General features: G+C 34.7%; 10 protein-coding genes. 5 read left to right on the top strand and 5 right to left on the bottom strand.

Translation table 11 applies throughout. The features are described from left to right. Positions 1 to 826 (top strand): hypothetical protein (locus OMHG_RS07495; protein ID WP_044476822.1); only part of this gene is annotated, 826 nt, incomplete at its 5' end. A gap of 249 nt (positions 827 to 1,075) precedes the next feature. Here the strand turns inward: OMHG_RS07495 and OMHG_RS07490 are convergent. Further along, positions 1,076 to 1,441, bottom strand: coding sequence for a helix-turn-helix domain-containing protein (locus OMHG_RS07490; protein ID WP_010649734.1), 366 nt, complete (start codon positions 1,439 to 1,441; stop codon positions 1,076 to 1,078). Positions 1,442 to 1,548: 107 nt separating this feature from the next. Between OMHG_RS07490 and OMHG_RS07485 the strand changes: the two genes are divergently transcribed. Both OMHG_RS07485 and OMHG_RS07480 read left to right on the top strand, forming a co-directional pair. Beyond that, entirely contained in the window at positions 1,549 to 2,142 is a 594-nt protein-coding gene (locus OMHG_RS07485; RefSeq protein ID WP_010649733.1) for a hypothetical protein, read from the top strand. Then, complete coding sequence (locus OMHG_RS07480) at positions 2,135 to 2,437, top strand: HNH endonuclease (protein ID WP_010649732.1); 303 nt, start codon at positions 2,135 to 2,137, stop codon at positions 2,435 to 2,437. The genes OMHG_RS07485 and OMHG_RS07480 overlap by 8 nt, the downstream gene beginning before the upstream one ends. 498 nt (positions 2,438 to 2,935) lie before the next feature. Here OMHG_RS07480 and ltaS read toward each other — a convergent pair whose 3' ends face one another. After that, positions 2,936 to 4,849 carry a lipoteichoic acid synthase gene (gene ltaS, locus OMHG_RS07475; RefSeq protein WP_010649731.1) on the bottom strand — a complete coding sequence of 638 codons (1,914 nt, stop codon included), beginning with the start codon at positions 4,847 to 4,849 and terminating at the stop codon, positions 2,936 to 2,938. Positions 4,850 to 5,705: 856 nt separating this feature from the next. On the opposite strand from ltaS, the gene OMHG_RS07470 reads away from it, so the two are divergent. Together OMHG_RS07470 and OMHG_RS07465 are read left to right on the top strand one after the other, a co-directional pair. Next, positions 5,706 to 6,017 (top strand): hypothetical protein, encoded by a 312-nt coding sequence (locus tag OMHG_RS07470; protein ID WP_419760931.1) that lies wholly within the window; start codon positions 5,706 to 5,708, stop codon positions 6,015 to 6,017. Positions 6,018 to 6,019: 2 nt separating this feature from the next. Next, positions 6,020 to 6,226, top strand: coding sequence for a hypothetical protein (locus tag OMHG_RS07465; RefSeq protein WP_010649727.1), 207 nt, complete (start codon positions 6,020 to 6,022; stop codon positions 6,224 to 6,226). Between the two features lie 83 nt (positions 6,227 to 6,309). On the opposite strand, the gene OMHG_RS07460 is transcribed toward OMHG_RS07465, so the two are convergent. From OMHG_RS07460 to trxB, 3 genes are all read right to left on the bottom strand, one after another. After that, entirely contained in the window at positions 6,310 to 7,953 is a 1,644-nt protein-coding gene (locus OMHG_RS07460; RefSeq protein WP_010649726.1) for an FAD-dependent oxidoreductase, read from the bottom strand. Positions 7,954 to 8,049: 96 nt separating this feature from the next. Continuing rightward, positions 8,050 to 8,328, bottom strand: a complete 279-nt coding sequence (locus OMHG_RS07455) for an adhesin (RefSeq protein ID WP_010649723.1) — start codon at positions 8,326 to 8,328, stop codon at positions 8,050 to 8,052. 51 nt (positions 8,329 to 8,379) lie between these two features. Next, the gene (trxB, locus tag OMHG_RS07450; RefSeq protein WP_010649721.1) at positions 8,380 to 9,339 is read right to left on the bottom strand and encodes a thioredoxin-disulfide reductase; all 960 of its coding nucleotides are present in this window, start codon (positions 9,337 to 9,339) and stop codon (positions 8,380 to 8,382) included. Positions 9,340 to 9,343 lie beyond the last annotated feature (4 nt).

The following is a 9,343-nucleotide window of genomic DNA, read 5'->3' as shown; positions in this document are numbered from 1 at the left end:
TATTAAGCTAGTAGAGGAAGAACTTTATAATAAATATGTACCCCCATATTTATATGAGGATATATTTATAGTAATAGAAAGTGATAATAATATCGTGGAAACACACTTAGATGTTATATTTGACTCTTACTTTTTTGAATTAAAGTCCACTTTTAATTTTGACATCAAACCTCATCCTTGGGTATATGAGCTTTGGGATTACGATGAAAGTGACGATGAAGAAAAAATTAAACAATTAGAAGAAAAAAGTTTAAGACCACTTCTACAAGGAAGAGGCATTAAAGAATTATTAAATATCTATAAATCAGCATTTAATACTTCGTACCATGAACAACAGATATTAAGTTTCAGTCGTGTTATAGAGTATGTATCTCAAACAGTGATACGCAAAGATTTAATTGAGAAAACTATGATGAAACTCTCAAGTAACAGAGCCTTATCACCGGATTCAGATTACATTCTGGAATTAGGTAAAATTTTTGACGAGCATAGAGATTTAGGAAAAGATTATCAGGCTTTTAAAATTACTATTGATACATGCTGTGATATCTTTGAGTTAGCTAGATATGCACCGAAATTTTTAAAAAGGACAAATAAAATTACATTAGATAGTAAAAGAGAGCAGAGGGAGCAAGCGTTTACTGAGATTGTAGATTCAGTTACAGCAACAAGAAATATGTTTGCACATGCTAAGACGAATTATAGATCAAAGGGCACAGAATGTCCTGTGGAACAGTTAGAAGAGTTTTCTCAATTAATGGATATTATAGCTCAACAATCGATTAGATGGTTTTCTGTACAAAAAGAAGACAATAGAATTATATAAACTAGACATTTAATATGGATTGGTAAACTTCGCACCCTAGTAAGTTATAAAACAAAAACAGTATTCGATATTATTGTACTATATCCCCTATATTTCAAATTATTTTATGCATAAAAGTGGTAATAGAGAGATTCACTAATCCAAAAAAATCTAGAATGACGTAACTGTAGTGAAAAGAGATTTAGAGAATTAGGACAGAATAAAACACTCCTCCATATAATGAAGGAGTTCTACTGGACTTGGTTACTTTTAAAGAGAACGAGTTGTTTTATCATCAACATGAGCAAGTATTTCTTTTGCCACTTTATGTATTAATTTTACGTCTTTAATATCACGTTTTCGAAGTAAGTTTACATGTATATCTAATATTTCGTTTATGTTAGTACTATTTGCAGTATCAATATCACTAAAATCAAATAGACTTGCTGAAGATATATTTAAAGAGTTTATAATTTTCTCTAAAGTGAGTAATGAAATGTTTCTTTCCCCACGTTCGATACCACCTATATATGAATGTTGTAATTCTGCTTTCTCTGCAAGCACCTCTTGTGTTAGGCCTTGGGCTTTTCTAATTATACGAATTCTTTCTCCAACTAACTTCAGAAAATCTGACATGTATATCACCTCTCTCTTAGACTAAGAAAGGGGTGAAAATTATATAAGATGTATAAAATATAAAAATAAGCAAATATTGTACTTATAAGTATCTAAAGGAGGATTATATGTCTCTAATAAGAGCAGAAGTAAAAATAAAAGGAATTAGACCATTATTATTTAATAATTTCACAATTAATTCGATCCCTCTTATAAAAGAAGAAAAACCAGGTGTGGCTGGAAATAATCCTGAAGAATGGAAGAAGACCTACCAGGTAACACCGGAAGGACAGTTATACCTTAATCCTGATTATATTTTCTCTTGTATAAGATCTGGAGCAAGATATACACCTAAAGGTAGAGGGACGATGGAATCTATAGTATCTGCATCATTACAAGTGATTGATGAGAGAATTCTCTTGAATAGATTTGTACCAAATGAAGATGAATTAACTAATGATAATTCAAAAGATGTGTATATCGATGTAAGACCAGTTTCGAGAAGAGGTGTAAAGAACATTAGATATCGTTTAGCAAGTTCAGCAGGATGGGAATCAAAGTTTGTAATCATGTGGGAGAATACACTAATAAATCGTCAACAAATGGAAGCATTTTGTTTGGACGCTGGGGCATTTGCCGGACTCGGAGATGGCCGAAAAATAGGGTACGGCAGGTTTGAGGTAGTAAATTTTAATATATTGAAGGAAAAATTAAATGCCTAAAATAAGACCACCTAGAGAAACTTGGTTTAAATCTATTCGACCTATTGTTTGGAAAAGAGACGGCGGGATTTGTTGTAAGTGTGGTATTGAAATATCATTATATGAATGCAATATAGATCATATTATAAGTGGTGTGAGAGGTAGTAATAAATTGCTGAATTTGAGGACCCTTTGCAAAAAATGTCACGTGCTCCGATTAGATCATAATCATAGAGGAATGATACAGGCTGCAATTAAAAATGAACTAATTCCACCCAATTGGAGGAACATGGTTTGGGATGAAGACAAAGAGTAGAAACGGTATCAGTTACCGTTCAATAAGGGTGACCTCCTTATTGCTGATGATATAGGTCAATTTGGTTCGACTAGGTTGGGTCAGGTCCGGTGCGCTTCGGTATAGTAAGGCACGTTACGGTTCGGTACGGTAAATTACATAACAAGCTCATGAAATTTACATAGATAAGTTATAAGTCATTACGGCCTTTGGGATGTATCATTAAGTGTCATGCGTTATCAGTTCATACCTTCTATTGTTGATTATGCGAGTATGTAGTTGTTGGTAGCAGAAGACTTATGGATTACAAGGATTTGTATTAGAAAATATTTGCCATAAGGTTGCAAAATGAACTAATTGCACAGTTCTCATTGTATCGTAGTGCAAAGGTTTGAAATTCGTGAATTTAAAGATCAATTTATGAGTTTCATCTACCTAAAAAAGTTGATTCTCTAATGTACAAGAACCAACTTTTTTGTGAATTTCTATATAACTTTAAACGACGTTATAGTATATATCTTATTTTGTTGTTTTTAAATAGTTATATTTAGTACGATCGACAGGTGTGAATTTTTCAGGTGTATAAAACCGTAGTAGATCGCCATTTACAACTTTATCAGAAAGCAACAATTCTTCCTCTGCAAGCTGACGATACTTTTTGGCTTGTTTAATTTGTTCGTCGTCTATAAGTTCCTCTCCTGTTTTTGAATCATAAAATCTATCATCAACCCCTGTATATTTTGGACTCACATAATCACCATTACGGAAAGGTACGAGTTCATCATGCTGTTCAGATAGCATATCAGTCCCAAAATGAATATAGTCCTTACTATCAATTCCTAAAATGTGCAAAAGTGTTGGAAGAAGGTCAATTTGACCAGCATATTGTTCCATGATATTTCCTTCCATTCCTGGTACTCGAATAAATAAAGGGGTCCTCTGTAATTGTGTGCTTACAAAAGGAGTGACCTCTTGGCCAATCACTTTTTTCATTGCATTATTATGATTATTTGATATTCCATAGTGGTCACCGTACATAATAATAATAGAGTTATCAAATAAGTCGTTTTCCTTTAAATCCAAGAAAAATTGTTCTAAAGCTTCATCTGCATACCGGGCTGTTTGAAAATAGTTATCTACAGTTTTGTTTCCAGTAGTATGAGGTTCAATGGTTGCTTTTTCCTGATCCATGGTAAATGGATAATGATGAGTTACCGTAATAAAATTCGCATAAAAAGGTTGTGTTAAAGCTTCTAGATAATCCATTGATTCTTTAAAGAATGGTTTATCCATTAATCCATAATCTGCTAGATTATCAGGGTCCATTTCATAATAACTAGAATCATAAAACTTATCGTATCCTAATGATTTATAGATTTCATCCCTATTCCAAAAGCTTCCTGTATTCCCATGCAACACGGCTGATGTATAACCAACATCAGACAAAATAGCTGGTGCAGCGTGATAGGTGTTTAGTCCTTTCGTAGTAAAAGCTGAACCTTGTGGTAAACCATATAGTGAATTTGCGACCATATATTCAGCATCTGCTGTTTTTCCTTGAGCGGTTTGGTGGAAAAAGTTTTTGAAATATAAAGTGTTTTCATCTCTTGTTAATGAATTTAGAAAAGGCGTTACTTCTTCACCATGAAGTTCGTAATCTATAAGAAAGTTTTGGATAGACTCCATATGCACATAAATAATATTCATTCCTTCACCGACTCCAAAATATTGAGGAGTTGGTTCGGCATATTTTGCATTCGTATAGTTTCTGATTTCTGTAATATCATCGCTATCAGCAAAAACCCTTTTCGTCGATGCTTTTGTACTTTGCACAGCATCGTATGTCGTGTAATTAAAGATCCCTAAATATTTCACAATATAATTTCTGTCGAACCCTCGAGTTAACAACTGTGGCCTATCTATATTTGCAAGTGCCAAATTTGCTCCAGATATTGATAATCCTATTAAGAAAACAATACCTACTTGTTTAAAGCTAAATTTACGCAAGTCAACTTTTACAACTTTCAAAAGTACTAACATGATAAGAATTATAAAATCTAAGAACATTAGGAAATCATATGGCTTTAATAATGAAATAATACTTCCATTGACATTTCCAAAGTTCTGAGTTTGAGTTAGTGTTGGCAATGTAATAAAGTCGTTAAAGAACCTATAAAACAGAACATTTGCATAAAGTAGAAAAGAACATAAGAAGTAAGTAATAAGAAGAACTTTGTATTTCATTTTCCCTTTAAATAGAAATGCTATCCCTAAGAAAAGAAAGGCAGATCCTAATGGGTTTAGAAATAATAAAAAGCTTTGTAAAGAATTGTCTACACCTAATTCGAACTGTGTTAACTGAGTAAGGTATGTTTTTACCCACATGAATAGAACAGCAATAAAGTAAAAGATATAAAATGAATTTTTTATCATATGAATCACGACACCAACCTTTGTTTAGAATCTACTATATTTATTATAAACTATTATAATTAATTATAAATGACTATAATAATTTATAATAAAATCATATATATTACAAGTGGAAACTTTTTCAGTTATCTTGAATTAGAATTGTGATAGGGAGAAGTAGTGACATTTCTTCTTTATATCTGTTTTTAATTGTAATGACATAGGGTCCGTTTATTAAAGGGAATCTCATTCTCCTTCTCAGCTTAAACTTTAATCTTAGTCCTGTCGATCTTACTGCAGAGGTTGTAATGATATAAAAAAATTAGGTGAGAAATGGGGTTTTGAATATTTTTTGGTCAGTGAATTGTTTCGCCTAAACAGCCTCTTAGATTAATATGTAATGGATTAGATTGTTTTCTTTGAGGTTAGCGATGAAACAGAGTGGAAGATATCAATATCTATTCAAAATCTATTCGAAATTTATTTGCTAATACAGGGCTTTTGAATTTCTATGTCGTATTTTGTAGATAAGAGGGGATACAATTGGCTAGGAAGCAATTTGAAAGAATTGAAGAAGAAATGAAGATACGGGTTTATTTCCAAAAAAATACTTCCTATGCCAAAGGTTTCTTTCAACCACTCTTAACTTAAAGATATAAGAATAAACTTGTCGAGAGAGTATGAAGTTCATTTGCTTTTAAATTTTAATCATGAATAAGAATTAAATAATCTTGAAGACTCTAATCAAGCAGGGGTAAATCCATTTTGGGGGGCAGATACTTAATTTTACATTCTTAATAAAATCAGGTTAGATATAGCCCAGTAGTGGAGAGTACACGGGAGCTTGCTCCGCTTATTGACCCTATCCTTCATAGTTGTGGAACAGTCCGTCCACATGGAGAGAAAGAATTACGTCAACCTGAGCAAGGATTTTATATTGATAGCTGGCGTTAAAAGCTATGGACGTGCTCCTACTTTTTTAATGACAACTGGTTATGAACAAGTGCGTTCCATTGTTGCACACCTTGCAGGAGATGAGAAAGAAGCTAGAAAAGTAAAATTGAATTTACCAGAAACAGGAGTTTGTCGAGTAGGTCCCACTGCAACACCTATTGAAATTGATGGTTTAATCCAGCAAGTAATTGTTGTGGGGGAGAGTGATAACAAAAAACAGGGAAAGGGTTGTTAAAAATGGTGATTAATCATGGTGGTGCCTTACGGAAAGAATATTTTGCATCTTACATGAATCTAATTATAAATGCAATGGAATGCTCTGTACAAAAAGCAAGAGACATCACTTTTCAACGGTTATTTAGAAATAATACAAAAGCATTAGGCGAAACGAGCTATAAAGAATTTCTATTTGCCTACGAGGAATTACAGCAATTAAAAGATTGATCGTTTTCCTTAATAAATCATCCCGTCCTTCTTAACAAGGGACGGGATGGTTTATTTTTCATCTGAAAATGGAAAGACAACAACTAATTTTTACTAAAGCTTTGATAATTTTTATTACCACCTGATAAATTATATACTTCTTTAAATCCCATATTCCTTAGTACGTTCTGTGCTGCATTACCAGATACCCCACTATTACAATACGTAACGGTAGGTATATCAGGATCAAGATCTTTAGCTTTTGTTCGTAAGTTGGCCAAAGGAATATTAATTGCTCCTTTTACATTAGAAGCTTCAAATTGCTTTGATGCTCTTGTATCAATTACTTGTATCTTCTCTTCTTCATTCTCTATACGATGTTTCAATTCTTGTGGGGTAATAAGCCTATTTTTCTTATCGATCGCGTTCTGCAAAGCCATGCCTGTATACATAACCGGATCCTTCGTTGTACTGAAAGGCGGCGCATATGCAAGATCTAGATGGAATAAGTCTTCCGCTTTTGCATTAAACGTGATAGCTGTTGCAAATACATCTATTCTTTTATCCACACCATTTACACCAACAATTTGCACACCTAGCACCCTACCGGTTTCTCTATCTGCCAAAGCTTTTATCACTAATTCTCTACCGCCAAGATAATCTGCACTTGCAGGTTTGATATTATGGAGCACTTCAACATCATACCCCAACTGAAGGGCTTCTTTTTCACTCAAACCAGTATGCCCTACAGCCAAATCAAATACCCTCAAGATGCCCGTACCTAATATGCCACGATGATCTAATGTGCCCCCAGTAATTACGTCTCCCGCAATACGTCCCATTTTATTTGCTGTAGAACCTAATGGGCGATAAATTGGCTTACCTGTAATAAGAGAGAAGCTCTCTGCACAATCTCCAACAGCGTATACGTCGGTAAGATTGGTTTGCATTTTACTGTTGACTGCTATAGCACCAGTAGTTCTTAGTTTGACTCCGATGTCATTTGCTAATTTTGTGTTTGGCTTAACACCTACGGCTAATATCACCATATCAGCCTCAATTACGGTTCCAGATTTCGTTTCGACACGATTGTCCGAGATAGCATTAACTTCTTCATTCAACAACAGGTTAACGCCTTTTTGTTCCAAGTGTTCTTCCACTCGAAAAGCCATATCTTTATCAAAATGTGGCATGACTTGATTGCTTCGCTGGACAATCGTTACTTCTAAGCCCTTTTGAATGAGTTGTTCGGCCATCTCAAGTCCGATGAACCCGGCTCCTATAATGGTAACCTTCTTAGGCGAGTTAATTTTTAAATATTCGTCAACTTGAGTTGTATTTTGGATGGTACGTATTTGGAAAACATGGTTTTTCTCAACCCCTGGAATACTAGGGGTTATTGGGGTGGCACCTGTTGCAAACACTAACGTATCATAGGTATCTTCCATTACTTCGTTGTTATTCAAATTTTTAACCGTGACTCTCTTTTGCTCTGGGTCGATCTCCGTTACCTCATGACGTGTATGGATATCAACATTGTAGCGCTTTTTAAACCATAGAGCACTTCTAGGAGTTAAAGTCTCTAACGTGTCCACCTCTCCTCCTAAGAAGTATGGAATCCCACATATTGAATAAGAGATATCGTAATCAGCGTTATACAAAGTTATGTCAGCCTGTTCATCATTTCTACGTGCTTTTGCAGCAACAGAAGTACCGGCAGCAACGGATCCTATAATAATGATTTTCATGTTTTACTTCCCTCCACGGTGTTCATAGGTTAATCATTTTCTTTGTCTATAATTAGTTCTTCATTGTATTGTCCTATTAGAAAATAGCGTTCCGTTTTAGCATTGATCCATTCCAAGTAATACGAAACGTGATCCTTCCGGTGTCTCATCGTTGTCTAATGTTAATGCCTCAACAGAATCTTTTAGTTCTTGATCAAGTGCTACTCTAACGCCATTAATTTCTTGAATTATATCCGTATCTTTTGGTTCCTCTAAGGACAATCCAACTTGTGGACCACAGCATCCAGCGCCATTTGAATAAAAGCGAATGCCTTTCGCTCCTTGCTCTTGGAAAATTCCTTCTAATTTTAGTTTTGCTTCATTTGTAATATTCATTCTCATTTCCTCCTTGTTTGTTAGAAATTCACATTGAAATATTCTTATTGGTTAAGGTGTTTCGTTTAACGATTGACTCCAATCCTGCGCCATATTTCCTTCCACATATCTTTCTACATCTAACGCAGCCATACATCCGGTACCTGCAGCTGTAATTGCCTGACGATATTTATTATCCTGAACATCTCCACAGGCAAACACTCCTGGTACATTCGTTTCGGTCGTGCCTGGAACTACTTGAATATAACCAACTGCATCGGTTTTTATTTGTCCGTTGAGAAATTCTGTATTTGGATTATGGCCAATCGCGACAAACAATCCTTCCGTTTCGATCATTTCTTCTTTTCCTGTATCATTGTTTTTAACCATAATACCTTTTACTTTGTTTTCTTCGCTCACCACTTGAATTGGTGTTTTATTTAAGCTCCATTTAATCTTTTCATTTTCTTTAGCACGTTCTTGCATAATTTTAGATGCGCGAAGTTCCTGTCTTCGATGAATAATCTCTACTTCGCTGGCAAATTTACTTAAAAAATTTGCTTCTTCCATTGCTGAATCTCCGCCACCAATAATAACTACTTTCTTTCCTCGGAAGAAGAAGCCATCACATGTGGCACAAGTGCTAACGCCACGCCCTATATTTTCTTTTTCTCCTGGAATGTTCAACATTTTTGCAGACGCGCCAGTAGATATAATAAGGGATTGGGTGGTCATTTCACCAATGCCACTCACCTGAATTGTAAACGGTTTTTGCTTAAGGTTTACATCTGTTACCCACCCATTCTTAAATATAGCACCGAATTTCTCAGCTTGTTTTCTCATGTTACTAATCAGTTCAGGTCCCATTACACCGTCAATAAATCCTGGAAAGTTCTCCACCTCTGTAGTTAAGCTTAGCTGACCTCCTGGCTCTATTCCTTCGATCACAACTGGATTCATATTTGCTCGGGCCAAGTATATAGCTGCCGTAAGTCCTGCTGGACCTGTGCCTAAAATAATTACTTTTTCCATGTTT

The sequence above is a fragment of the Oceanobacillus massiliensis str. N'diop genome, assembly GCF_000285495.1.
Classification (GTDB): Bacteria; Bacillota; Bacilli; order Bacillales; family Amphibacillaceae; genus Oceanobacillus; species Oceanobacillus massiliensis.
The sequence above is the reverse complement of the archived record's forward strand: the minus strand, read 5'-3'. Positions and strand labels throughout refer to the sequence as shown.